26 protein-coding genes are annotated in these 26,135 nt (G+C 34.3%); 8 read left to right on the top strand and 18 right to left on the bottom strand.

Translation table 11 applies throughout. From position 1 onward, the window contains the following. Positions 1 to 3: 3 nt before the first annotated feature. Positions 4 to 1,248 carry a sensor histidine kinase gene (locus GXM17_RS03105; protein WP_163397812.1) on the top strand — a complete coding sequence of 415 codons (1,245 nt, stop codon included), beginning with the start codon at positions 4 to 6 and terminating at the stop codon, positions 1,246 to 1,248. A gap of 69 nt (positions 1,249 to 1,317) precedes the next feature. On the opposite strand, the gene GXM17_RS03100 is transcribed toward GXM17_RS03105, so the two are convergent. Beyond that, positions 1,318 to 1,797, bottom strand: a complete 480-nt coding sequence (locus GXM17_RS03100; protein WP_163397811.1) for a hypothetical protein — start codon at positions 1,795 to 1,797, stop codon at positions 1,318 to 1,320. Positions 1,798 to 2,071: 274 nt separating this feature from the next. Here GXM17_RS03100 and GXM17_RS03095 point away from each other — a divergent pair, with 274 nt between their 5' ends. Further along, on the top strand, positions 2,072 to 2,512 hold the full coding sequence (locus tag GXM17_RS03095) for a response regulator (RefSeq protein WP_163397810.1): 441 nt from the start codon (positions 2,072 to 2,074) through the stop codon (positions 2,510 to 2,512). Positions 2,513 to 2,553: 41 nt separating this feature from the next. On the opposite strand, the gene GXM17_RS03090 is transcribed toward GXM17_RS03095, so the two are convergent. The 10 genes from GXM17_RS03090 to GXM17_RS03045 form a co-directional block, all read right to left on the bottom strand. Next, positions 2,554 to 5,823 carry a CheR family methyltransferase gene (locus GXM17_RS03090; RefSeq protein WP_163397809.1) on the bottom strand — a complete coding sequence of 1,090 codons (3,270 nt, stop codon included), beginning with the start codon at positions 5,821 to 5,823 and terminating at the stop codon, positions 2,554 to 2,556. Between the two features lie 136 nt (positions 5,824 to 5,959). Then, positions 5,960 to 6,337 (bottom strand): response regulator, encoded by a 378-nt coding sequence (locus GXM17_RS03085; RefSeq protein WP_163397808.1) that lies wholly within the window; start codon positions 6,335 to 6,337, stop codon positions 5,960 to 5,962. Positions 6,338 to 6,527: 190 nt separating this feature from the next. Next, positions 6,528 to 6,671 carry a hypothetical protein gene (locus GXM17_RS03080; RefSeq protein ID WP_163397807.1) on the bottom strand — a complete coding sequence of 48 codons (144 nt, stop codon included), beginning with the start codon at positions 6,669 to 6,671 and terminating at the stop codon, positions 6,528 to 6,530. A gap of 190 nt (positions 6,672 to 6,861) precedes the next feature. Beyond that, positions 6,862 to 7,536, bottom strand: coding sequence for an SRPBCC family protein (locus tag GXM17_RS03075; RefSeq protein WP_163397806.1), 675 nt, complete (start codon positions 7,534 to 7,536; stop codon positions 6,862 to 6,864). Between the two features lie 190 nt (positions 7,537 to 7,726). Further along, positions 7,727 to 8,104, bottom strand: a complete 378-nt coding sequence (locus GXM17_RS03070; protein ID WP_163397805.1) for a hypothetical protein — start codon at positions 8,102 to 8,104, stop codon at positions 7,727 to 7,729. A 106-nt stretch (positions 8,105 to 8,210) separates the two neighbouring features. After that, complete coding sequence (locus tag GXM17_RS03065) at positions 8,211 to 8,612, bottom strand: YidH family protein (protein WP_163397804.1); 402 nt, start codon at positions 8,610 to 8,612, stop codon at positions 8,211 to 8,213. Positions 8,613 to 8,838: 226 nt separating this feature from the next. After that, complete coding sequence (locus tag GXM17_RS03060) at positions 8,839 to 9,321, bottom strand: CinA family protein (protein WP_163397803.1); 483 nt, start codon at positions 9,319 to 9,321, stop codon at positions 8,839 to 8,841. A 44-nt stretch (positions 9,322 to 9,365) separates the two neighbouring features. Continuing rightward, entirely contained in the window at positions 9,366 to 9,974 is a 609-nt protein-coding gene (locus tag GXM17_RS03055) for an SET domain-containing protein (RefSeq protein WP_163397802.1), read from the bottom strand. Between the two features lie 2 nt (positions 9,975 to 9,976). After that, a complete protein-coding gene (locus GXM17_RS03050; protein ID WP_163397801.1) occupies positions 9,977 to 10,417 on the bottom strand; it encodes an adenylyltransferase/cytidyltransferase family protein in 441 nt (146 codons plus the stop codon). A 378-nt stretch (positions 10,418 to 10,795) separates the two neighbouring features. After that, positions 10,796 to 12,376 (bottom strand): FAD-dependent oxidoreductase, encoded by a 1,581-nt coding sequence (locus tag GXM17_RS03045; RefSeq protein ID WP_163397800.1) that lies wholly within the window; start codon positions 12,374 to 12,376, stop codon positions 10,796 to 10,798. A 203-nt stretch (positions 12,377 to 12,579) separates the two neighbouring features. Between GXM17_RS03045 and GXM17_RS03040 the strand changes: the two genes are divergently transcribed. Beyond that, positions 12,580 to 13,749, top strand: a complete 1,170-nt coding sequence (locus GXM17_RS03040; protein ID WP_163397799.1) for a zinc-dependent alcohol dehydrogenase — start codon at positions 12,580 to 12,582, stop codon at positions 13,747 to 13,749. A gap of 73 nt (positions 13,750 to 13,822) precedes the next feature. Here the strand turns inward: GXM17_RS03040 and GXM17_RS03035 are convergent, their stop codons facing one another. The 7 genes from GXM17_RS03035 to GXM17_RS03005 form a co-directional block, all read right to left on the bottom strand. Then, on the bottom strand, positions 13,823 to 14,626 hold the full coding sequence (locus GXM17_RS03035; protein ID WP_163397798.1) for a mechanosensitive ion channel family protein: 804 nt from the start codon (positions 14,624 to 14,626) through the stop codon (positions 13,823 to 13,825). 136 nt (positions 14,627 to 14,762) lie between these two features. After that, a complete protein-coding gene (locus GXM17_RS03030) occupies positions 14,763 to 15,260 on the bottom strand; it encodes a DNA-deoxyinosine glycosylase (RefSeq protein ID WP_163397797.1) in 498 nt (165 codons plus the stop codon). A 281-nt stretch (positions 15,261 to 15,541) separates the two neighbouring features. Beyond that, positions 15,542 to 16,114 carry a YciE/YciF ferroxidase family protein gene (locus GXM17_RS03025; RefSeq protein ID WP_163397796.1) on the bottom strand — a complete coding sequence of 191 codons (573 nt, stop codon included), beginning with the start codon at positions 16,112 to 16,114 and terminating at the stop codon, positions 15,542 to 15,544. Positions 16,115 to 16,126: 12 nt separating this feature from the next. After that, on the bottom strand, positions 16,127 to 18,271 hold the full coding sequence (locus tag GXM17_RS03020) for a catalase (protein ID WP_163397795.1): 2,145 nt from the start codon (positions 18,269 to 18,271) through the stop codon (positions 16,127 to 16,129). A 200-nt stretch (positions 18,272 to 18,471) separates the two neighbouring features. Beyond that, the gene (locus GXM17_RS03015) at positions 18,472 to 19,230 is read right to left on the bottom strand and encodes an SDR family oxidoreductase (RefSeq protein ID WP_163397794.1); all 759 of its coding nucleotides are present in this window, start codon (positions 19,228 to 19,230) and stop codon (positions 18,472 to 18,474) included. 342 nt (positions 19,231 to 19,572) lie between these two features. Then, positions 19,573 to 19,776 carry a hypothetical protein gene (locus GXM17_RS03010; protein WP_163397793.1) on the bottom strand — a complete coding sequence of 68 codons (204 nt, stop codon included), beginning with the start codon at positions 19,774 to 19,776 and terminating at the stop codon, positions 19,573 to 19,575. Positions 19,777 to 19,814: 38 nt separating this feature from the next. Beyond that, on the bottom strand, positions 19,815 to 20,405 hold the full coding sequence (locus GXM17_RS03005; protein WP_163397792.1) for a DUF6934 family protein: 591 nt from the start codon (positions 20,403 to 20,405) through the stop codon (positions 19,815 to 19,817). 513 nt (positions 20,406 to 20,918) lie between these two features. On the opposite strand from GXM17_RS03005, the gene GXM17_RS03000 reads away from it, so the two are divergent. The 5 genes from GXM17_RS03000 to GXM17_RS02980 all read left to right on the top strand — a co-directional run bounded on the left by GXM17_RS03000 (position 20,919) and on the right by GXM17_RS02980 (position 26,103). Further along, complete coding sequence (locus tag GXM17_RS03000; RefSeq protein ID WP_163397791.1) at positions 20,919 to 21,440, top strand: RNA polymerase sigma factor; 522 nt, start codon at positions 20,919 to 20,921, stop codon at positions 21,438 to 21,440. A gap of 44 nt (positions 21,441 to 21,484) precedes the next feature. Continuing rightward, the gene (locus GXM17_RS02995) at positions 21,485 to 21,700 is read left to right on the top strand and encodes a hypothetical protein (RefSeq protein WP_163397790.1); all 216 of its coding nucleotides are present in this window, start codon (positions 21,485 to 21,487) and stop codon (positions 21,698 to 21,700) included. A gap of 4 nt (positions 21,701 to 21,704) precedes the next feature. Beyond that, positions 21,705 to 22,547 (top strand): FecR family protein, encoded by an 843-nt coding sequence (locus GXM17_RS02990; protein WP_163397789.1) that lies wholly within the window; start codon positions 21,705 to 21,707, stop codon positions 22,545 to 22,547. Between the two features lie 98 nt (positions 22,548 to 22,645). After that, on the top strand, positions 22,646 to 25,264 hold the full coding sequence (locus GXM17_RS02985; RefSeq protein ID WP_163397788.1) for a TonB-dependent receptor: 2,619 nt from the start codon (positions 22,646 to 22,648) through the stop codon (positions 25,262 to 25,264). A gap of 5 nt (positions 25,265 to 25,269) precedes the next feature. Then, entirely contained in the window at positions 25,270 to 26,103 is an 834-nt protein-coding gene (locus tag GXM17_RS02980) for a DUF4249 domain-containing protein (protein ID WP_163397787.1), read from the top strand. Positions 26,104 to 26,135 lie beyond the last annotated feature (32 nt).

Genomic DNA, 26,135 nt, shown 5'->3' with positions numbered 1-26,135 from the left:
AAATTGAATTCAATAAAAAACAGAATGGGAAACAACAACGCAATAAAAATTTTAATTGTGGATGACAAAAAGGAAAATCTGCTTTCTTTACAAGTCATTCTGGCTGATCGTGGTTATCAGTTTGTTGAGGCAACATCAGGAAAAGATGCCCTGAGGATTCTGTTGAAAGATCAGGATTTCGCCATAATACTTATGGATGTGCAGATGCCCCTGATGGATGGTTTTGAGACTGCAGAATTAATTCGGCAGAGTGACAAGCTTATGCATGTACCAATTATTTTTCTGACTGCCAATATGAATACGAATGAGTATATATTTAAAGGCTATCAGTCTGGTGCGGTTGATTACATGATTAAGCCTCTGTCACCTGAAATTTTGCAGGCTAAAGTGATGGTTTTTACAGAGTTATTTCGAAAAAACCAGGAGCTGAAAAAGAAGGAAGAAGAGACTCACGCTCTCAATGAAATCATTTTAAAAACCAATGCACAGCTTGCTTTACAATACGAAGCAATTGAAAAGCATGCAGAGGAACTTAAAAAGAAAAACATGGAACTTGATGCCTTTACATACATATCAAGTCATGACCTTCAGGAGCCACTGAGAAAAATCCAGACTTTTGCGAATCTGATTATGTCAAATGAATATGCAAATTTATCAGAAGATGGAAAAGCCAAGTTTAACAGGATTCTTTATGCATGTAACAGAATGCGTGAACTTATAAACAGCCTTCTTGCTTTTTCACGTGCGACTCTTGATGACAGAAAGTTTGAAACAGTAGATCTCAATGTAGTTATTGATGATGTAAAGGCGGCGCTGCATGAAAATCTATTGGAGAAAAATGCAGTCATTGTCACTGATTTTCATGATACTGTAAAGGTTATTCCTTTTCAGTTTGTTCAGTTAATGGAAAATCTTATTCATAATGCAATTAAGTTTGCACAGGCTGAGGTACCCTTGCAAATTACTGTAAAAAGCTGTTTTGTGAACGGATCTGAGCTGGATTTTGAATCATCTACTGAACATAAGTATTGCCATATAACTTTTGCAGATAACGGAATAGGATTTGAACAGCAGCATAACGAAAAAATATTTGGAGTATTTCAGAAACTTCACAGCCGCGATTTGTATGAAGGTACCGGTATTGGACTTGCAATCGTAAAGAAAATAATTGAAAACCACGATGGTTTTATAAATGCTACAGGAGAACCTATGAAGGGAGCTACTTTCAATATTTATTTACCTTGCTGAATCACTCAGCGAAATTCTATGCCATCATAATAAAACCATTAGTTTTTTGCTAATGGTTTTTTATAAAATTTAATATTTGAAATTTCGCGGATGGTTGACAGGATCCGTTTCTTCAAGATCCTGATCTATATCATATTCAAGATCCAGCAGGTCTTTTTTAGTAGTATCGTTCGCAAAATTATCTATTTCACGGTCATTCTCATCATAATCTTCTTCAAGGTCATCGTCAATATCATTTGGATCAATTTCCTCATCCCATTGATCAGCAACGAAACTATTCTCGTTATCCTCATCTAAATAATTTTCAGCCGGGTATCCGATATCCCTTTCAGATGCATTAGCAAATTGGTTATTTAACTCATCATCATCTTCATTATTAACAATATCATCATCGTCATTTACAATTTCTTCATCATCGTCATATTCATTTGTATAGATTTGATTTGCTAAATCGTGATTGGTTATATCTGAAGCAGGCTTCATATCATCTTCCGGGTGGTGAAAACTACGAACATCCCGACCGTAATTTTCCTTGTTTTGTGTGGTCATAATGAAATGATTTTAAAAAAGTTAATAACAGTTTAAAAAAGTGTAAAATCAAAATTAACCTGTAATTTAAATTTTACTTTACAAAATTTAAACCAGTAATTATATAATTATCAGCATTTTATATACTTGTTTTATTAAATCCATTTTACAAGCACCATGATAATTATATAATTCGGAATGTTTATTTTGTAAGTTTTTTTTGTAAGTTTATTAAAATATTTGCAATATAATTTTACTCTAATATCAACTCAGACTATTCACTAAAAATAAATTTATGAATAAAAAAGGACCCATAGTAATCATTGAAAATAAGCAGGGAGATCGAAAGTTATTTATAGAGGTTTTTTCAGAATTGGACTATTCAAACCCTGTCATCTATTTTAATAATCCGGAAACAGCCTGTAATCATTTACTGAGACATAAAATCAAACCGTTTCTTTTTTTTTCGGACATTGTTTTATTGAATGTTTTGAACCATAAAGTAGCAGAAACAAATCTCGATAATGTAGGTACATTGTTTAATTGTCCATACCTGTTTTTTACAACATCTTTTAATCAGACCTATGTGATTGATCCTTATTCAATACCAACGCAGAGCTATTTTGTTAAGCCTTATGATTATCTTGAATTCAAAAAGATGATAAAAGCAATAATCGACTATTGGTTAAAATCAAAATCAATCATTCAGCCTGCCAAAAAGATCAAAAACAAATAGAACAATGAAAAAAGTACTACTTTATCCTGAACCCTTTTTTGTTATTGGGGTAAATAAATGTGGACAGTGGTTCCATAATCTAATTTACTTACTACTTTTATAAAACCTTCATGATTAGTTACTATTTTTTTTACAATTGTTAATCCCAAACCACTGCCATGATATTGATCCTTATTATGTAATCTAAAGAAAGGATCGAATATTTTAGCTGCATATTCCTGGCTAAAGCCGATACCATTATCACTTAAGGAAATTTTTACATATTTATTGTCTTTGTTTCCGCCTATTTCAAGTATTTCTTCAGTCGGTGGCTCTATAGTTTCAATTTTAATTTCAGGTATTATATTCTCTTTTGTATATTTAAGGGAGTTCAGAATTAGATTTGTAAAAAGCTGCTGTATCTGATGGGGTATAATATTTAATTGAGGAAGCGGCAGAATAGTGAGTACAGCTTTTTTTTCTAAAATAGTATCCTTGATGTCTGCAACGGTTTTTTTCAGGACAATATTTAGATCTGTTTCTTTATATTCTTTTTTTAAGAAGGTAATTCTCGAATAATTAATAAGATCTTTCATCAACTGACTCATATTGTTGACTGAGAACAGCACCCGTTCGAGATTATGTTTTCCCGTTTCGCTCAGACCTGTTTCATTCTCAAAAATTATTTTGCAAAACATATGAATTTTACGCAGTGGTTCCTGTAGATCATGACTGGCTGCAGATGTAAAAGCCTCAAGTTGCTCGTTGTGTTTTTGTAATTCAATATTTTTATTTGTCAATAACTCATTTGTGGTTACTAAATCTGTAATATCTTCGAGTGCAAGAAGAATAAGGCCCTCAGGTGTTGAATTTAGTATGAGGCTGGCATTTACTATAATGGTTTTTTTATTTTTATCAGCGCATACAATATCAATTTTTAAGTTTTCTACCGAAAAATCGCCATCTATTTTAGTTAATTGCTGCTTAAATTCCGGAATGTCCCACTGACAATTTCCAATTTCAAAAATACTGTAACCTTCAGTGATATTTTCACTGGTATTAAAGTACTTGTAAAATGCCGGATTAGCACTTTTAACGATATAGTCCTTACTGATAACCAATAATGGCTCACGAATGGTTTTAACAATTGATTCGGAATAATTACGCATTGATATAAGCTGTATCTGACGATCGACAAGTTCGTCATTAAGACAGGTCAGTTCTTCATTGTTAGACTGAAGTTCTTCGGTATTGGTTTCCAGTTCTTCATTCATTGCCTGCAGTTCTTCTTCACTGCTCAGCAATTCTTCATGACTTGTTTGTAACTCCTCAAAAGCAGTTTGTTGCTCTTCGGTAACTCTTTTTATGTTTTCTCTCAATTGTGAGAGCTCTCTCTCAAGTTTGTCAATACGATTTTGCGCTGAATTTTCATGAATCTTTCTGTCTGTAACTGGAAGTGGCATCTTATAAAAAAGAATCATAAGATGATCATCATCATTTGGAAGTGGGAATATTTCAAAAGAAACCTGATAGGAGTGTGCCTTTACTTTTATGTCGTCTTTCCGAATATTTTGCTTGTCTTCTTTTATTTTTGAAATCGCATTCTGTAATTCAAAACCAATTCCTTCACGTGCCATTTTTAAAACATTAAAATTTGGCTTTCCAGGTGAAGGTGCTAAAAATGGACTGATATCACCATGAAAATGCACAATGTCAAGGTTTTTATTAATAATAACACTTGCAGGCGTATATTTCGTTAGTAAAATTTCTGAAGTAATTTTTCTAAAATCATCTTCAGGCGAAGGTTTTATTTCAGAAGTATGCAATTTTACCTGCAAATTGTCTGGTACAGCCTTAAATGACTGAGTTGTATATCGTCCCGGGACAAATTTGCGTATATAAATTTTTGCATGTTTTTTAACACTTTCAAATAAATCCTGAGAATAGGTTACTGATTCTGATTTTCCAAGAAACAGCATTCCTTTTTCTTTTAATGAATAATGAAAAGTACCTAAAACTTTATTTTGCAGGTAAGGATCAAAATAGATGAGCGTATTGCGGCAGGTAATTAAATCGATTCGTGCAAATGCAGGATCTTTTACAAAATTATGTACAGCAAAAATGCACATATCACGAATGACTTTGTTGATATGGTAACTGCCTTCACTTTTAGTAAAATAATTGCCCAGCCTTTCTTCTGACACCATCTGAACATCCTGATAGGAATAAATGCCGGATCTGGCTTTTGTAATGCACTTCTCTGATATGTCAGATGCAAAAATCTGCACCTTAATATCTTTATTGTTAGTTTTTAAAAAATATTCATGAAGACAAATTGCCAATGAGTACGCTTCCTCTCCTGTGGAACATCCAGCTACCCAGATTCGCAGGTTGTTATTTGTAATATTTTTAATCAATGATGGAAACACAGTTTTAGACAGATTTTCAAATGCTTCCGGATCCCTGAAAAAATAGGTTACATGAATTAAGAAATCGGCAAATAAGAGATCCTGTTCGTTGTTGCTGTTTCTTAAAAAATTATAATAATCTTCTATGGTATTTTTCTCTGCTACAACCATTCTTCGGGCAATGCGGCGTCTTATCGTAGGGTGTTTATAATGACTAAAATCATTACCAGTTCTTGAAAAAATTAGGTTAATGATTTGTAAGATGATTTCCTCATCGTTGCCCGGAATATGTTCTTCTTCTGTGTAACCATAATTTGAAATATAACTGTTACGTATTTCAATCAACTGCGACGGAATTTTTTCCGGAGCCAGAATATAATCGGCTATATTTGTATCGATAGCACTCTGTGGCATTCCTTTATAAGCTGCAGTATCGGGATCCTGAACTATTGTAGCGCCTCCTAATTCCTTAATTTTTTTGAATCCTGCTGTACCGTCAAAACCAGTACCTGAAAGAATTATTCCAATAGCAAAGGTTCTGTGAACGTCTGCAAGTGATTCAAAAAAGATGTCAACAGTATTGTTTCGTCTATCACTTCGGGTTTTTTGCTTAAGTTTTAAAGAACCTTCTTCTGCAATAAGAAAATTGTTCTCCGGAATAACATAGATGTTATTGGGTAAAAGATGTATGTCGCTAATGATTTCGTGTACAGGTATATTGGAATATTGTGAAAGTATTTCCGTAAGACTGCCGGGATAATCAGCTGATAGCTGCTGTACAATGATATAAGCCATTCCTGAATCTGGCGCTATTGCTGAAACTACTTTTGTAAAGGCATCTAATCCTCCGGCAGAAGCACCAATACCCACAATTGGAAATTTATTTACTCTATATCCCATTTCATAAGTTTCGGTTACTTTCATAAGAAGATTTTCAAACAAAGATAACCAGTGTTGTACTATAAAACTACAGCTTTTACTATCAAGTGGGAATTATGTAAGATTTGCGTTAAAAAAATATAATTTAGGCGTGTTAATTTTGATATGGATTTTAAAGTACCTATACAATATTTTGTAATATTGTTTTCATAGTGCCGAAATCATTTGGTTTGATATAATAACCGGATGCGCCCAAATGCTGGAATTTGTTTTCAAAGTCGCAGGGTATTGAGGTAGATAATATTATTACAGGAATATTTTTAACCAACTCTTTTTTATTCATTTCCACTAGTAATTCCATACCATTCATTACCGGCATATTAATATCAAGAAAAATTACATCAGGATGTATTTCATTAGATAGAAGTTTCTGTAACGCCTGGACAGGATTGTGAATTGCTGTGTAAGAGGCGGCAGCTGATACTTGTTCAAGAGCCTCCAGAAAGAAATCACAGTCATCATAATCGTCATCAATCTGTAAAATGTTTTTATATCTCATAGTTGGGTTTGATTGAAAGTTGTTTTCATAATTTGTTAAAAATTATGTTTTTAAATAATTTCAATAATGATATTATACAATTTAAGATTATATAAACATCAGCAACTATAGATGTACAGCAAGGTAAATTTTTATCATATTTATAAATTTTATTGTTTAAACTGTTAGTGAATTTTTAATTGAATCAAGATTAATCTATATGAATTTTCTGATGTAAAACGGCTTCCTTCTGATCTCGTGTATAATCTTCGTCATCACAATGAGCAGAACAATTAGTGTTTACAAAAGCAACAAAAATAGCGAGTAAAATAATTGTTAAATACGACTTTTTCATACGAACATAAATTTAGCAGGTAAATTAATTCTTATAAAAATATCTTGTAATAAAATCTTTAATTTACATAATTTCGCTCCAATATTACATAATACCCACTTTTAATAAATTTTATATTGTCGCTAGTATAAATATTAAAGCCTGTAAGTTCGAATCTCACAGGCTCATTTTTAACAAACTTTATTTTTTATTAATTAGATTCTAAATAAGTTTTAAAATTTGTAAGGTCATCTTTTACGATTTTTTCAAAATAGGGGTTTAGAAGTTTTGCTGCTCCCTCGCCGGCAATTCCTAACGGAGCATGATAAGAAATAGTGACAATTATTTCTGTCCCCTCTTCACTTGGTCTGAAAACAATTTTTCCGGCATTTTTAACTGAAGAATCCGGTAAAGAATTCCAGCTGATGAGCCTGTCTTTTTCATCTTTTACAATTTCAGCTATCCAGGTTAATTTACCTATTCCTCCTGGACCTTTTGCTGTCCATTTAGAAGTGGTATAGCTTAAAGGTTTAACCGAATCAAGATGAGTCATAAACTTAGGCAGGTTTTCAAAATCCCTCCAAAAAGCATAAACTTCGCTTATTGGTTTATTAATTGTGCTGTTAATCCTGATATTTACATTAGAAGCTTTATCTTTTTTTAAATGTTCAACAGCATCATATACTGGACAATAGCCAGATAGTCCCCTTAGCAGCATGGTGCCCCCTGTGCCAATTTGAACAGCGCTTTTCTTTTCCTGAGATAAGCCTTTGTACAGTAAGTAAGTTCCGCTGGTGATCATCGCAATTCTTTCAAGTGCTGATACATTGGTTTTGAGTTTTGATTTTTTTTGTACTTGTGTCGGTGCAAATGTGTTGGTTTCCATAATTTTTATCTTTTTGTTTTTAATTATTTGTATGACTTAATGTTAGGAGTTTAAAAGTAAGAAGTTTATGGAATTTCGTTTTATACTATTTAACTGATAAATTACAAAAATTACCATGTTATTAGATATAAAATCATTGATCTACAAATAATAAAACCGCTCTGGTGAGAACGGTTTAGTTAATTAATTCTTAAAGATCTCTGTCGCGATATAAATTCCTTTTATGTTTTACAATATCATCTTCATCATCTTCATCATCTTCATCATCTAAATTAGTTTCGATATCTTTTTCATGTAAGTCGTCTGTTTTGTCGTTGTCTTCAAACAAGTCTTGCTCTTCTTCCAGTTCGTCAGCATCTGTAAAATTTTCATCTTCCAAATCATCTGGATCTATGTCGTCAGGATCTCTGTAATCTTCATCAGGATCTTGCTGACTAAAAATTTTTTCGTCATCGTTCGTAATGGAATTATCTAATACATTAGATACTAAATTCTCATCCTTGTATTCTGAGTTGTCTTGAAAATACCGGTCGCCATGATCGTAATTTTCTCTTTTATCTGAGTTCATAATAACTAAATTTTGAGGTTATTTAGTGCTAAATTACACTTACGACAGATCAAAAAATTACATATCATAGTGGTCTAATTACATAATTTACAGCATATTGCTATTTTTAGTCGATTGGAAAAGTGAGTGGATACGCAGCCATGATCAAATAAGCAATTATAATGATGCTCATAAAAAAGATAACAACTGTCAGTATGGTCAATAACATTGTAGAATATAAATATTCACCTTTTTGAAGTAGTTTATGCATTTGTTTGTATTTCCAGTACGATAATAAAATGGTAATAGCACCTGTAAAGACTAAAGCAATTCCAAGAAATATTGTAAATCCGTTTTTTGGAATCGTTGAGTCCTTAAAAAAAGAAGCTGGTAATTGATTTACAAATAATGAAAATTTCACAATCACGAAGCCAAATACCATGATTCCGATACCCGTACGAATCCATGACAAAAAAGTTCTCTCATTTGACAAGTGTTCATTAATCATTTTTTTATTTTCTTTATCCATATAGTACAGTTTTATACCCTGAACTTAATTTCAAAGCTTCCTTAAGAGATACTTTTATATTCACGAATTCTTAGGATATAAAATGCGTCCTTTTTTACAATATGGGAATAAAATAAAATGCAGCTATAAGCTGAAACTTTAGAAATAAGCCGGGAGGTGGTTCTTAAATTTTATTACAAAAGCTGCAATTGTCAGGATAGAGATTGCAGCTTTTTTTATTTCTTTTTTAAATTCTGGAGATGCTGTCAATAATAAGTTTTGCAGTCTTATCAATTGCTTTTAATACAATTTCTTCCGGATTGCCCTCAAAAACTTCCCGATGATTTATTTTTTCAGAGGGGGTTATAATATAAAAGAAAATTGTGCCTACAGGCTTTTCTTCTGTTTCACTTCCACCCGGACTTGTTAATCCTGTTATAGCAACTGTTATTTTTGAATTAAATACTTTCGATGCCTGCTGAGCCAGTGCCTGTGTTACTTCTGCTGATTCAGGAGTAAATTTTTCAATGACTGCATGTGGGACATTTAATATTTGTTCTTTAATAAATACGTCGTAGCAAACAAGGCCGCCCCGCAAAATTTCTCCCGAATGTGGGGTCATCGCAAATTCTGAACTCATTCTGCCTGCAGTAGCACTTTCTGCAAAAGCAATATTCCAGCCTTTTGATGCTATAGCCTTACTGCATTTTATAACAATGTCTGATGGCATATTATAAATTTTGGTTCTAAAAAATTATCTTAATTTTCGTTAGGTTAGGAAGCATTTTTTACGTGAATCCCGTGCTGATAATGGCACTCAAGTATAGATTTCATTTGGCTTGGATTATGCACTGCATGTATAAATTCATTCCACGTTTTTGCCGGAATCAACTCAATAAGAGGCTGTATAGTTTCTAAAACTTTTGGAGCATTTTCTTTGATTAAGTTATCCCATTCTTCATGAAAATTTAAAATATCATCCGGATATACTGTTTTTCGTTCAGTGCCCTCATCAATAACATAAAAAGGTTTTTCTACATTCAGATATCCGTAATCATCCGTTAATTCTTCTCCGGGATAAATATCCCTGATAGCTATTTCAAAATCATACGGTGTACTAAAGCAGCTCGGTTTAAAACTATGGTTTACAAATTTTCCATTATCCCAGCAAAGTACCATGTCGCCGTGTTTATTCGTAAAAGAATAGGTTTCAAGATACTTTTTTATAAAAGGATTAAGCTTCGTTACCTGATCCCGCGAAAATATCTGATCCAGATCGTCCTGAACCCATGTGATCGTGCCTCTCGGAATTAATTTTGTAGCTACAACACCGTATCCTTTTTCTGGGCTTATAAATCGTATCTCTGTGTCAGGATGTATCATAATCACACTAATTTTAGAGATTCACATTCATATACTTCTCTTCTGAGCCCGCTGCTTGAAAAACGGTGATTGCGTTTATTGAAAACAAGTCTGATCTCCATTTTTTCACAATATTCACGACCTGTAAAGTTCTTGTCTTTATATTCATCTCCTAAAATACGAACATCGATTGGCAAAGCCTGAAGTATGTCCTGAAGATCTTGTTCTGTTGCGTAAGGAATAATTTCGTCAACAAATTTGCAGCCCTTTAGCTGAATATATCGCTCAACAACAGATTGGGTCGGTTTGTTTTTCTCGGGTCTGTCTATTGTTGGGTCTGTTTGTAATCCTACAATTAAATAATCGCAGTGCTGTTTTGCTTCTTCAAGCATTCTAACATGGCCTGCATGTAATAAATCAAATGCACTAAATGTAATTCCGGTTACTGTTTTGGTTAATTTCATCTTACCTGTTTTTTACTTGTTATTAATAATTGTGATTCGGTTTATAAAGAATTTCGGTAGATAGTATTAAAAATTCAGTTGCTACAAAAATAAAATGAAGCAGCAATTATTTCTTACAAATAAAATAATAAGTGTTGTATAATTCACATGTTTAAAAAGTAAAAGCAGGTAGAAATTATGTATTTAATTTACTTAGCTGCTTTTTTCAAAGAATCTGATATAGCTTCGGCATCCTTCACATAATTTCGATTGTAATATTCAGGAGTTGCGTTTTTGTTTTCTTAGCAAGATAGTCCCCCAGGAAGTTCAGTCAGCATTTAGTATTAGAGCGTCATTTTATTTTTAAGATAACCAAAACTATAATAGCTTTCATGTTTTTTATTTAATATGAATTTTAGACAAATCTGATTGTGCCGGACCATTAATTACTGTTCCTTCTGAGTCAAATCGCGAACCGTGACAAGGGCAGTCAAAAGATTTCTCATCATTATTCCATTGTACAATACAGCCTAAATGCGGACAAACTGCGGAAAAGGCTTTTAAGGTATTGTCATAATCACGATACACTGCAATTTTCTTTAATGCTGAAGAAAGTATAGCGCCTTGCCCGGCAGGTAAATCTGCAGTGTTTTGTATATCGGATCCGCTTATCCAGTCCAGGTATTGTGAAGCCATATTGCCAGCTTCTTTTATAAAATCACCTGTCGCTTTTAAAGTAATTCTTGAAGGATTATACAGATCTTCCCACTTGTTTTTAATGCCCATAATACTGTCGCAAATAATCATAGCACCAATTGTAGTGTGTGTCATACCATTTCCGGAATCACCGGTAATGATATAAATATTTTCGTCTCCGGGATTTTTTCCCATAAAGCCTAAAGAATCGACAGGTTCCATTACCTGACCTGACCATCTGTAAGTGAGATCATCGCCTAACATCGGGAAGTAATTTCTGGTCCATGCTTCGAGTCTGTCATATCGGGCTGATTCAGAAATGTCTTCCTCATCTGCCTGACCCGTTTTATGGTCTTCTCCTCCCGATATCAGCAAATCGTATTGTTCGTCAAAACTTTCCAGACGCACATAGTGATAAGGCTGAGATACCCATTTTGATTCCTGATCGCCTGTGTCCCACCAAAGAGAATAGGGAAGGGCTCCTTTCGGAATTTTACCTGCAATTACATACGTTCTGTAAGCATGCTGCTTCGTATGCATAGTCACAATATCATTAATAGGAGTGTTTGTGGCCACAACGATATGATCTGCAGAAAAAGTAAAACCATTTACTTTTGCCCCCTTCTTATTAATATCTTCGGCATGAGCTTCGGTGTAAATAATTCCGCCAAGCGAAATAACAGCTTCAGCAAGGCCTTTCAAATAATGCAATACATGAAACTGTGCCTGATTGCTAAAAGCTACGCAAGACTGATCTTCACAATTTGCTAATGCAGGAATTCCTTTTAATAAAGCAGTTTTCAATCCAGCCTTTTGAGTCGCCTCAAATTCTTTCTCTAAGTTTTCTTCTTTATCAGTTGGATGAAGGAACAAATAACCATTCACTCTTTTAAAAGAACAATCTATATTTAAATCGGCAACAATTTTTTCGATTTCATCTATGGCAGCGGCATGACTTTCGGCGGCTAATTTTACTGCTGCTTCTCCAAAAGTGTTTTCAAGAAAATAATAACGATCGTCTAAGGCACTGGTCAAATGCGCTGTTGTACGCCCCGTTTCGCCGCTGCCAATAAACCCGTCTTCAACAATTACTACTTTTTTTCCTGCTTTGAGCAATTTATAAGCTGTGGTCAGCCCGGCAATTCCGCCTCCAATAATAAGTACTTCAGTATGAATATCCTGAGTTGGCAAATCCCCGGAAATGATAGGCGCAGAATCAATCCAGAATGAAACATTTTCACCTGAAGTTATACTGGAGTTTTTTAATGTATTATCTGAATCCATAATGTTGTTTTTATTTAAGAAAAGAAGTATAAGTATCTTAATATAGCAAAACTACAGTGCAGTAATATGGTATGCTTACAATTTTATTTTTAAATTTTATAGGATTGCCAGTTGTGTATTTATGTAAGAATGATAATAAATAATGTAAGTCTAATAGCTTTAATAGTAGTTACTTAGGGTTTCTTAATTTTAAAAATCATAATATGAAAGCAGCAGTCATACACGGACCAGGATCTATTAAATACGATACAGTAGATGATCCTAAACTAATAGAAAAAGATGATATTATTTTAAAAGTAACTTCAACTGCAATCTGCGGATCTGATTTACACATCTATTCAGGTGGTTTTCCTCAGCCAAGACCAATGGTTTTAGGTCATGAGTTTATGGGAATAGTAGAAGAGACGGGGTCTGCCGTAACCCATCTTAAAAGAGGGGACAGGGTTGTAGTCCCTTTTCCGATTGCGTGCGGAAATTGTTTTTTCTGCAATCATGATGTGCCTGGAAATTGCGAGCATAGCAATCCGGAAAATTATGGTCCTGAAGGGGGAATACTAACAGAAAAAGGAGGAGCACTCTTTGGTTATACCGATTTATACGGTGGATACGATGGAGGCCAGGCACAATATGTACGTGTGCCGTATGCCAATTATGGACCAAGAGTGGTTCCTGAGAATCTGACAGACGAAGAAGTTCTTTTTCTGACGGATATTTTTCCAACCGGATATACAGGAGTGGACTGGGGAGAGGTAAAAGGAGGTGAAACTATAGCGATATTTGGTTCCGGACCTGTGGGTTTAATGGCTGCCAAAAGTGCATGGCTTCGCGGTGCCGGACAAGTAATAATTGTGGACACTTTGCAATACAGACTTGACAAAGCTAAAGCAACAACGGGTGCGACTACCATACTTTGGGAAGATGGTGCCAAAGATGTAGTAGAGCAGATCCGGGCTCTTACTCAAGGCCGCGGAGCAGATGTTTGTATTGACGCTGTAGGTTTTGAACCTGATCGTAGTTTTGTCGATCGCGTAAAAGCTACAGTTAATTTTGAAAAAGGATCTACTAAAGTTCTTGAAGCCTGTATGAGTGCCGTTAGAAGAAGCGGAATTGTTTCAGTATTAGGTGTTTATGGAGTAAACTATGATAACTTTCCTATTGGTCAGTTTTTTGACAAAGGAATAGTTCTTAAGGGAGGGCAGGCCCCGGCACATAAGCATATCGATAAACTTTTAGAATATGTAGTTCAGGGTAAGGTAAAATTAGACGACATTATAACCCACCGATTGCCCTTATCTGAAATTTCACATGCTTATGATATTTTCAAAAAGAGAGAAGACGGCTGTGTGAAGGTTGTTTTAGATCCATGGCAATAATTTTGAAAAAAATAAAATCCTAATTCTAAATTACCCTTAGAATTAGGATTTTTATCTTATATATAAGATGTATTTATTTGATATTGAATCCGTTTTCCTTCAGCATTTCGGTGACTTTGATAATCATTTCCGAGAGATGTTGACTAATGGATAAATCCGTTTTAACCCAGTATCTGACATTAATCTGAACAGTGCTCCCTGTTACTCCGGAAACTACTGCCGAATTAAAATAATCCTTGTCCACAATTTCACTGTCTTTTTTTAATATTTCAGTAATCAGATACAGTGCTTTTCTGTAATCAGAACCATATTCAAGCCCAATTGTAAAATCCTGTAATAAGTAGCCTTCACTGTTAAAATTAATAAGTGTGTTTTTGATTAAAAGGGCATTTGGGATATAAATGTTTTTGCTGGCACTTATTATTTGAGTGTCACGTAAATTAAGGGCTTCAACTTTACCTTTCACACCATTGGTTTCAATAATATCACCTACAGAAAATGGTCTTTTGAATGCCAGAAGAATACCCGCCAAAAAATTCTCACCAATATCCCTCAAGGCAAATCCAATGATAAAGGCTGATATACCTGCTCCGGCAAGGATACTTTGTGCTACACCGGTAAGTCCGATAACACGAAACATAAACAGGAAGCCGATTATAATAAGAACAGCTTTAAGGAGGTTGGCAATAAAAGTTGCTAATAGCGGATCCTGCATCCTCGTTTTTAACCTTCTGTCTGCAAATCCTCTTACTCGGGAGGCTATGAACCACGAAATTAAGACTACTGCAAAAGCAAGTAATAGTTTTGGGGTAAGATCAACAATGCTGTTATAATAACCCTTGATATGATTTATAATATCTCTGAAAAATTCTTCCATAAAGCGGTATTAAAAATTATGAGCTTGCATTGATTAAAATTAATAAAGAGACCAATAGCGGATTTTACAGGATATGGCAATTTATTTATATAATTAGTTAAGATGTTATAGAAATTCAGGTATAAATTTCTACTGATTAATACAAAGAATTCGCTGTTTGTGCAACCACTTTCCACATTTCTACTTTTTGATCAAAAGAAATTCCGGCATTTAGTCCACTTGTTGAAGGAAGAATTTTATAGGATATTCCTTCGTGTTGAGTTGTATATTTATGAAAATAATTTGAGGCCGATTTGCTCTCAAAAAAGACGTGCCTGATGTTTGGATATTGGTTATGGAAATCCACAAAATCATTTATTGTTTCATTCGTTATTTTGGCGTCGCTGCTACCTTCCCTCATACAGGATGACAGTACATTCCAGAGGGCAATTTTATGTTTTTTCAGAAAGGCTTTCCGCTCCTCGTAAGACACACTGTAACTTTCTTTAAAAATAGTAAACATGATCTTCCAGAAATGATTTCCCCTGTTTCCGTAAAATTGCTGTTTCGCAATAGACTGATCACCTGGCATTGATCCAAGTATTAATATTTCGCTGGAATTGTCTACCAGTGGTGATAAAGCAGTTTTATACATACACTCAGAAAAAATAGTTTAGATAACTGTTGGTTCATTCAATTAAAATAGCTTCATTCAAAGATTAAATCTAATCTGCAAAATTCCTTTAAAATCTGGTTGGAATACTTTTTGGGGATTAATTTTTCACGCAGATTTATACAGATTAAAGCAGATTTACACAAATGTATATCTGATGCGATAGAAACCGAAAAATAATTTCACCAAAACGCATTAATATAATACAAAAAACACCTGCACTATGTACAGATGTTTTATAGTAAAATGAAGAAAATTAATTTCTATTCAGCAGCAATTAGATTGACAGCATTTAGCGCTACGTCATTTAGCAGACAATCGGCTTCTTTTTCTTCTGCCAGGGTTTGTGTCAATAATTTTGCAGCATCATTTTCACCAAGTGCTTTTGCAAAAGCGCATAAAGTACCGTATGTTGCAATTTCATAGTGTTCAACTTTTTGTGAAGCTGCAATAATTCCTGCATCTCTTACAGCGCCCGGCTGAGTTTCTTCAAGTATGCTGTCGCCTTCTTTAATCAGTCCGGCCATGGCTTCACATTTTTTACCTTCTGCTTTTTCTCCCAGCAGTCCGAATATGTTTTCAAGTCTTGTAACCTGATTTTTTGTTATTTCAAGATGCTCTAAAATAGTTCCGGACAATGCAGCAGATGTTGCGTTGGAAGCCATTTTTGGCAACGTGCTGACAAGAGCGTTCTCAGCCCAGTAAATATCTTTAAGACTGTCAATAAATAAATCTCTTAACTCCGAAGCGGCATCAGCAGAAGGTGGTACCATGTTATTTTTTGTGTCTTTATTGGCTGCAGCCTTTGTTGGAGTTGGTTTTTCTGAATTTTTCATGTTTTATTTTTTTTAGTTGTATAAATTTGGTTCACGTTCCCAAACACGATGATTTGCCATAGCATTTATGAAATCCTGTACAAATGTTTCACTACCCGAATCACTCGATAAAATGATTCCCGGATCATCATTGCTCATTTTTAAAGCAAAAGGGGCTGCACTTAACAGACTGGTAGCCTCGCCATCAGCACCAATGACTTTGCAATGTTTGTAAGCATCATTAAGGAATTCCAGTACAGTATCATCTTCTGCTAATTCATTAAGCGACATGCCATGAGGAATATAAACAGCATCAAACAATACAGATGAAGCAGTCAGGAGACTAAAGTCTGCCGCAATGGCTCCATCAGAGTCAGTTAGCACAGATCCCAGATGTGGCGCAACAACAAGACCTTTTGCATCCTCTTTCGTAAGAGCATTTTTCATGTTCATCACGCTTGCTTCTGAAACACCATCGGTACAAATTATTGCTACTTTTCTTGAGGCTATTGTAGGAGAGTTGGTAGGATTGATAATCATCGAAAGAGCATCTGAAGCATTAACAGATGATTCTGCATTTGTAGGCTCATGTTTTAAAGTTTCTTCGTTTTCCGGAGAAACACCCTTGTTGATTGGGGTTTCCAAAGTAGAAGGAACTGAGGCACCAAGCCCGATTGCTACTTGTTCAGCCAGCTGTCTGTCAACCTGAGATAAAAGTCCCAGCATTCTCACTCTGATGGCAGTGGTTTCCACTTTACCCAATTCAAATCGCAATGCTCTTACAATATGGCTTTTTTCGGTAGAAGTCTGGCTGTTAAAAAATAATCTTGCCTGACTAAAATGGTCAGCAAAGCTCGTACTTCTTTCTCTTACTTTATGTGCATCTACACGTTCGTTAAAACTTGAAAATCCGCCTTCACTTATTTTAGCCTGAAACGGACATCCGCCTCCAAGCGAGTTCGGATGGTAACTTACACGGCCTTTATTGATTTCCTGACGCATATGCCCGTCGCGCTGGTTGTTGTGAACAGGCGCAACGCTTCTGTTAATGGGTATTTCATGAAAATTAGGACTGCCTAATCTGGAAAGCTGAGTATCTGTATATGAAAATAACCTTCCCTGAAGCAGCGGATCATTTGTGAAATCAATTCCGGGAACAACATGTCCGGGATGAAAAGCAATTTGTTCTGTTTCTGCAAAAAAGTTGTCCGGATTTCTGTTGAGTACCATTCTTCCAATTATGGTTACAGGAACAAGTTCTTCTGGAACAATTTTCGTTGGATCGAGTAAATCGAAGTCGTATTTGTGTTCATCTTCTTCCGGAATTATCTGTATCCCTAATTCCCATTCAGGGAAATTGCCCATTTCGATAGCTTCCCATAAATCTTCTCTGTGAAAGTCAGGATTTTTTCCTGATATTTTTTGTGCTTCGTCCCAGACTACAGCATGGGTTCCTAATTTGGGTTTCCAGTGGAATTTTACAAAAGTTGATTCTCCTGCTTCATTGATTAATCGGAAAGTGTGAACTCCAAAACCTTCCATCATTCGATAACTTCTCGGAATGGCACGATCAGACATCGCCCACATAATCATATGCATTGATTCAGGCATTAAAGAAATAAAGTCCCAAAATGTGTCGTGAGCAGATGCGGCCTGGGGTATTTCATTATGTGGTTCCGGTTTTACAGCATGAACCAGATCCGGGAATTTCGAAGCATCCTGAATAAAAAATACAGGAATGTTGTTTCCTACCAAATCATAAATACCTTCCTGAGTGTAAAACTTAACAGCAAATCCTCGTACATCTCTGGCAAGGTCAGTAGAACCTCTAAAACCGGCAACAGTCGAAAATCTAACAAAAACAGGTGTTTTCAATCCTGCTTCTTTTAAGAATCCCGCTTTTGTTAATTCCGGAATTGGATTTGTTACCTCAAAAAAGCCATGAGCACCCGAACCACGTGCATGTACAATTCTTTCCGGAATACGTTCATGGTCAAAATGGGTAATTTTTTCTCTTAAAATAAAATCTTCGAGTAGTGAAGGACCTCTGTCACCGCTTTTAAGTGAATTATTGTCATCGTTTATGCGAACACCCTGATCAGTGGTCATGAATTTGTTGGTTCCGTCTGATTTGTTTACAGATAAATCCCGCTGTTTTTCATCTTGAAAATTTTTCATATTGATTATGAATTTTATTAAGTTATAATTTAAGCCTGTTATGTTAGAAGTTTTTTTAGTATTCAATTGTCATAACTCAGATTTAGAGAAAGTTATATAACAGAATTCTATTTTCTTTCAAATTTACCTTATATAAAAACGGATGTATTATAGAATTGTAAATCTATATTTCACAATTACCATTTAAGTTTTTTATTGGACTAAATGATTTGTAAATGAGGGCGTATTTGCATAGTTACAATATCACATCTTTCAGGCTGAGACAAACAGAATAAAACACTCATCGCAATGTCTTCTGCCTTAAGCATTTCCATTTTATCAATTTTTTCCTCATGCTCTTCTTTTGTTCCCGTCTGCATGTCGCTTGTAACGGCTCCGGGCTCAATAAGTGAAACTTTGATTCTGAAAGAGTTGACTTCTTTGCGTAAGGAAGTACTGAAACCCCGTATCGCCTGTTTCGTAGCAACGTAAATAGTACTTTCCGGCGACTTTGTTTCTGCACTCATAGAACCAATGTTGATGATATGTCCGGATTTTTGATTTTTCATCCTTGAAATGGATTCCTCAGCGAATGCTAAATATCCGGTAATATTAGTATCAATTACATACTTGTAGTCTTCGTAAGTATTTCCTGTGAGACCGTCAGCTGGTAAAGCAGCATTGTTAATAAGGATATCCAGGCCGCCAAGTTCATCATCAGTCAGTTTCAGAATTTTATCGATATCTTCTTTTTTGGTTACATCGGCCGGAGTACCGTAAATTTCAGCATCAGGAAATTGCTGTTTGATATCATTAATAGCATTTTTGAAATCTTCCTGATCTCTTCCAAAAATGAGTACACGTCCGCCGAGCGAAACTAATAAATCGGCAATGGCTTTTCCGATTCCGGTTGTACCTCCCGTAATAACAATTCTTTTGTCTTTAATATTTCTGCCAAAGTAATTCGTTAAATTTTCCATATTTGTATTTTAAGATGTTTGATTAATATTTATCCGTGTTTATTTATTTGAATAGCGTTAAGTAGTAACCATCATCCGCCTGTTTGCAAATGAAGAGCATGAAGGCCAGGACTTGAGGAGCGGCTTTAAAAAAAGACAGATGCCTAAACCATTATTGCGCAGGAAAGTTTTCATGCTGTTGCTTGTTTTTACAAATTGACAAACAAAAACAAACTTTTTTTTATATAATTTTCTTTAGGTCTTACAAAATTATATCTGTATGTCTATGAAAATAATCAAATTAAACATAAAAAAACCACCTAATTGCTTAGGTGGTTAAGAGTTGAATTAAGAATATCGATTTTATAATGCGCTATTTTGCATTTTGCTTATTTTATCAATTTTTTCAGGAGAATCAAATACTTTTTCAAAAAGCTTACTTTTTTGTTTGGCAAATTTCTCTACGGCTTCTAATTCCTGGATCGTCATTTTAGGACGTCCGGCCCAGAAGTTAGTAGATTTTTCTATTTGCTTTTCTAGTAAATCTCTTAATTGTGTTGCTTCCATAATGCTACAAATATACTATTTTTTTGTTACTTCAATAATCATAGTTCTTTTTTTAACTTAAACAAAACAAATTGATAATCAGCTGTTTTGGCTGCATTATATTTTTCAATTCTCTTTATTTCAATGCTGTTGCTGAGCGCTGTAAGGTCTTTTTCCCTAATAATCCTTTGGTGTTGTTTTCCTTTACGGGTAATGGTTTGGCTTTTTTCTATTATAGTTACCTGTTCTTCGGTTATTCCTCCTGAGATTTCCAGATATTGGTTTAAAATAATAAGATTCGAAGAAATTTTTTGTTTATACAAACGGTGCTTGTGCAGGGTATTTCCAAAAAACAAAATAGTATAATCCGGATTAGAGATGAAAAAATGAAGAATACACATAAATACAGTAGCCAGAACTTCATCATAATCATTATTGTTGATTTCGGCAAGATCATTAACGCTTATGGTATTTTCATTTTTCTCAAGATTTCCAAAACCTACACTATACCAATTCAGATTTTTATTTATAGGCGAAATGGAAACTATTTTTGTTATTTCCTGTAACCCGGTACTAATGAAACGAAACTGGTAAACTTCATTCCTGATACCTTCAAAATTATAACTGTACGCTTTATCTAAAAAATCCAATTTAATTTATTTCAATTTACAGGTAAATATAAATATCCATTTTGTTTTATTGATCTTAAAATAAGAATTTTATTGTTATTTGTAATTTTTGAAATGCAGATAGTGTAGATGAATGAAGAAAAAACGACAATCAGAAATAAGATAGGATTCAATGTTTTTCCAAAAACAGTTCAGTGAATTGAATTTCTCTAATTTAGATTATCGTTTTATTGTATATACGGTTAAAATGAATTTTGAGTTTTGAAGTAGTGCAAAATTTCAATAAAAGTATAAAAAATATTTAATTGTAAGATTTTTATTTTTAAATTATAAAAAATAAGCTTAAAAAAGTTATATTTAATAGGAATTACAATTAAGCATTATTATTAAATTGTTGGAAAATTTAAATTTTGATAAAGTATTTCAGAATAAATTTCTGTTCTTTGCAGTGGACTTAAGCTATCTGAAATTACAGCAGTCTTCAATACAATATTATTTTAGACATTGAGTTAAGATTATTATCATGTTTGCATTATGGACAACAGAAAGTTTATATTAAGTTTAAAAAAAGGCGATGAAGCTGCTTTTAAACAAGCTTATTTAAATTACTACGACAAACTGATAAACATTGCTAAACGATTTAATTTTACTGTCCTTACTCCGCAGGACTTTGTTCAGGAGACTTTTTTAAGAGTCTATAATAAAAGAGAATTGCTTAATGAGGATATTTTATTTGATAAACAACTGTTTACAATATGCAGGAATATCATAATTAATCATGTTAACCGCGAAAATAAAATTATCGAACTCAATCCTTCACAATTTCAGCCAGAGCAGGAAGATACTGAAACTGGAATTTTTGAAGAAAGACAGGAGAAATTACAAAATTTCATAAATCAGCTTCCGGAGCAGCAGCAAAAAATCTTTACTTTACATAAACTGGAAAACCTTAGCTATAAGGAGATTGCAGCAATTACAGACCTTTCTGAAAAAACGATTGCCAATCATATTTACCTCGCCAGTAAATTTATTCGAAAAAAAGTCGAAAACGATTAGGAACTTTTTTATTCTCGTTTGTTATATATAAAAACGAGAACGAAATGCATATTGAAGCCTATAAAACAAATGTCAGAACAAAGAAAGATGCAAGCCTGCTTACAGCTCTTTTACAATTCATCATTTCTGATTGTATTATCCATTTTGATTTTAAAAGCCGCGAAAGAATTCTTAAGATAGAAACCAACCGTGACATTCAGGAAATGGTGTATGGTGTTTTTTCTAAACAAGGATTTTATTGTAAAAAGCTTAATCAATAAGATCATGGATAAAGAAAAACTGGATAAAGAATTTGAAAACTTATGGAATGAAACTCCTTTTTCTCACTCAGACAGTGAAAAAGAAGCTTCCTGGGAAAAATTTCATGCCAAAACCTTTGCCGCTAAAAATCCAAAATTTAAAATTTGGCGTTACGTAGCAGCGGCAGCGGTTCTAATTTTTATGCTGGCAGGAACTGGTATTTATCTTAGCAGAAGTCCGTTACAGGATACTGTCTACCTTACTTCAAATACAATTGAAAATACAACTTCTGTTATAAAAATAGTAGCCTTGCCTGATAGTTCCAGGGTAGAGCTAAGCCCGGATTCTAAGATTGTATATGCCAATGATTTTGAAACCAACAGAAAAATTATAGTAGAGGGTGAGGCCTATTTTAAAGTTAAAAAGGATAAAAAACATCCTTTTCAGGTTTTTTGTAATGAAACTACAACTACTGTTTTAGGTACTTGTTTTACTGTTCAGGAAAATGGACAAAAAGCGGTAAGGGTTTCACTTTATGAAGGAAGTATTCAGATGAATGTAAAAAATCAGGATAAAAATTGGATACTTAAACCGGGAGAAGAATTTATATATGAAAACAATATTGCAGCAGTATCCGGATTTAACAGATTTATCGATTTTGAAAATGAAAAACTGAGTCTTGTAAGCGATTATATTATGGCGGGCTACGGCTACAGAATGATTATTCCGCAGGAGTACGATAATCAGCGGATTACAGTCCGAATCAATAAAAAAGAAGATTTGAAAACAATTGTTCAATTAATATCAGAAATGTATAACCTAAATTTTGAAATAAATGAAGATCTAAAGCAGATTACTTTTCAATAGAAACAAAAAGGATGCAAGCCGCTAAACTACACATCCTTCTTATAGTCAGGATAACACAAGGTTATCTAGTTAATAATAATCCAAAAATACAAAAATACATGAAGTATATAATTTCAGCGTGCTTTTTTTTATTCAGTCTGAGTATGTTCTCTCAAAACATATCGGTAACTGTAGATGAAAATATGACGTTAAAAGAAGTGTTTAAGCAAATAGAAGATCAAACGGATTTTAAATTTGCTTTTACGGATCAGATTAATACCAACCAAAAGTATTTTAATCAAAAAAACACTTATAAAAATATTGAAATAAAAGCACTTATTAATGAATTGAATAAGAACAATTCGATTCAGTTTTCAATTGTCGGAAATAATATTTTTGTAAAGCAAAAAATCTCTAAAACACCTGCAGCCAAAAAAAAAAGTAAGTTAACCGGACAGGTTTTAGATGAGAACAAAGAGCCCGTTATTGGGGCAAATATTTTTATTAAAGAACTGGATACAGGAGTTACGACCGATGCAAACGGAATGTTTTCTTTAGAATTGAATAAAGGAACTTATACAGTTATCGTAAGTTATGTAGGCTTTAAAAACGGAGAAAAGCTAATAACCATTTCCGGTGATGAAAAAATAAACTTTGTTATGGATGCCGACAGTCAGCAGCTGGAACAGGTGATTGTTACCAACTCAAAAGCAGTTGATGTGAGAAATACTCAGATGAGTGTCAATAAGCTTACAATGGAAGAGATTAAAAAAATACCTTCTGCTATGGGAGAGCCGGATCCTTTAAAATCAATTTTGACATTGCCCGGAGTTACAAATGCGGGGGAGCTTTCTTCAGGCTTTAATGTACGTGGAGGTGCCGCTGACCAGAATTTGATTCTTTTAGACGGGGCGCCTGTTTACGGAGACTCACATATGTTTGGTTTTTTCTCTGTTTTCAATGCAGATGTGGTCAACGGACTGGATTTATACAAAGGAGGGATTCCTTCTAAGTTTGGAGGAAGGGTTTCTTCTGTTCTGGATGTAAGTCAGCTAACAGGAGATTTTACAGATTACAAGGTAAACGGTGGAATTGGCTTAATATCAAGCCGTTTGTTAGTTCAGGGACCAATCAAAAAAGAAAAAGGATCTTTTGTTGTGGCAGCAAGGACCTCTTATGCCCATTTATTTTTGAAACTGGCTGATAACAATAACTCAGCAATGTTTTATGATATTAATGCCAAATTGAATTACCGTCTGGGTACAAAGAATACGCTGGCCTTTTCCGGTTACTTTGGAAACGATGTTTTTGATATAAATGAACGTTTTTCGAGTACTTACGGAAATACAATGGGGATTTTAAGCTGGAAACATACTTTTTCAGATAACTTAAATACAAATTTGTCTGCTTTTTACAGTGATTATAATTTTAACCTTGGAATTTCAACGGAAAACTTTGAATGGGACAATACCATAAAAAGCTATGGACTTAAGTACAACTGGAATCACACTGTATCTGAAAACCTTAAGCTCAGCTACGGAATAGATGGTCAGTATTATGATTTTAATCCGGGTATCTTACAGCCAACAAGTTCAGATTCACAGTTCAATTACAAACAGCTGGATAAAAAATATGCTTTCGAATCATCTGTTTATCTTGATTTTGAACATCAGGTTACCGAGAAACTGAACCTTCGATACGGACTTCGTTATAGCATGTTTTATCGTTTAGGAAAAGAGGAAATCAGTACTTATGAAAACGGACAGGCAGTCGTTTACAATCCGTTGTATAATATTTACGAAGAAGGAACTCCAACGGGAAGCATATCGTACGGAAGCGGAGAAACCATCAGTAAATTTGATAATTTAGAACCTCGTGCTGCTTTATCCTATGCTTTTAATGACGATTCTTCAGTAAAAGCAAGTTACAACAGAATGGCCCAATACATTCATATTTTATCCAATACACAGTCTCCATTGCCAATGAATATCTGGACTCCAAGCGGACCTTTTACAAAACCACAGCTTCTGGACCAATATGCTCTTGGATATTTCAGAAATTTTAGGGATAATGATTATTCCTTAGAAGGAGAATTGTTTTATAAAAACATTCAAAACCGAATCGACTATATAGACGGGGCGGATATACTGGCAAACAATAATATAGAACAGGTTATTCTGAATGGTAAAGCCAGATCGTATGGTATGGAGTTATTATTTAGAAAAAACACAGGCAATCTTACTGGCTGGGTTGCTTACACACTTTCAAGAGCTGAGCAAAAAACTCCGGGAAGAACCCCTCAGGAACCTGGAATTGCAAATGGTGGCTGGTATTTATCAGGATACGACAAAATGCATAATCTAAATATTGTGGGTAGTTATCTGTACAATCCTAAGTGGTCTTTTAATGCCAATTTTTCATTGCAATCAGGACAGCCGGTAACGTATGCTAATGGTTATTATGAGTTTGGCGGAATCAAAATTCCTAATTTTTCACTGAGAAACGAAAACAGGCTGCCACTTTACCATCATTTAGACCTGGCAGCGACTTACACGCCTAAACCGGATAAAAAGAAAGGCTGGCAGAGCTATTGGGTATTTAGCATTTATAATATCTACAACAGAAAGAATGCCGCTTCTATGACGTTCGCAACAAATGAAGATACAGGAGCAAATGAAACCAGAAGATTGTCTATTTTCGGGATAGTACCTGGTGTTTCTTATAATTTTAAATTTTAATGAATATGCAAAAGTTTATAAAATATAATAGGATACTTACTTTATTCAGTTTTCTTTTTGTACTGTTTTTATCCTCTTGTGAAGATACGGTAACACTTGATTTAGAAACAGGTGAGACACGAATAGTGGTAGATGCAGAGATTATCTGGCAAAAAGGAACTGCAGGTAACCAACAAACCATAAAAATCAGTAAAACGGCTCCTTATTACAACAATACTACGCCAAAAGTTTCGGGAGCTCAGGTAAGGGTTGAAAATACAAATGGTGATATCTTCGCATTTAATGAAACAGAACCGGGTATTTATGTATGTACTGATTTTGTTCCTGTAATCAATATGGAGTACACACTATATGTAACAGCCGAAGGGCAAAATTTTACAGCAGTGGAAAAACTGACCTCTGTAACACCAATTGACAAAGTAGAGCAGAACATTGTTCCGGATTTTGACGGTGAAGATGTAATTGAACTTACTTTTTATTATCAGGATCCTGAAAATGAGGTTAATTACTATTTAACAGATTATCAGGCTGATTTCCTTTTATTTCCGGAATACGAACTGACCGATGATGAATTGTTCAATGGAAATGAAGTAAGTACACGATATTCAGAGGAAGATAAAATAAAACCGGGAAAAACAGTCAATATTACACATCGCGGCATTTCACGAAATTTCTATAACTACATGAAATTAATTTTAGAGATATATGGAGGAAGTCCTTTTTCTGTTCCTCCGGGTAATATCAGGGGAAATATTGTGAATACAACCAATGCAAATAATTTTGCTTTTGGCTATTTCAGGCTTTGTGAAGCAGACAAAACTGCTTATCTGGTAAAATAAAAAGAGTAGTAATTAATTTGGATTTTAAGTGC

The organism is Flavobacterium fluviatile (assembly GCF_010645065.1).
GTDB lineage: Bacteria > Bacteroidota > Bacteroidia > Flavobacteriales > Flavobacteriaceae > Flavobacterium > Flavobacterium fluviatile.
This window is presented reverse-complemented; position numbering and strand designations above follow the sequence as displayed.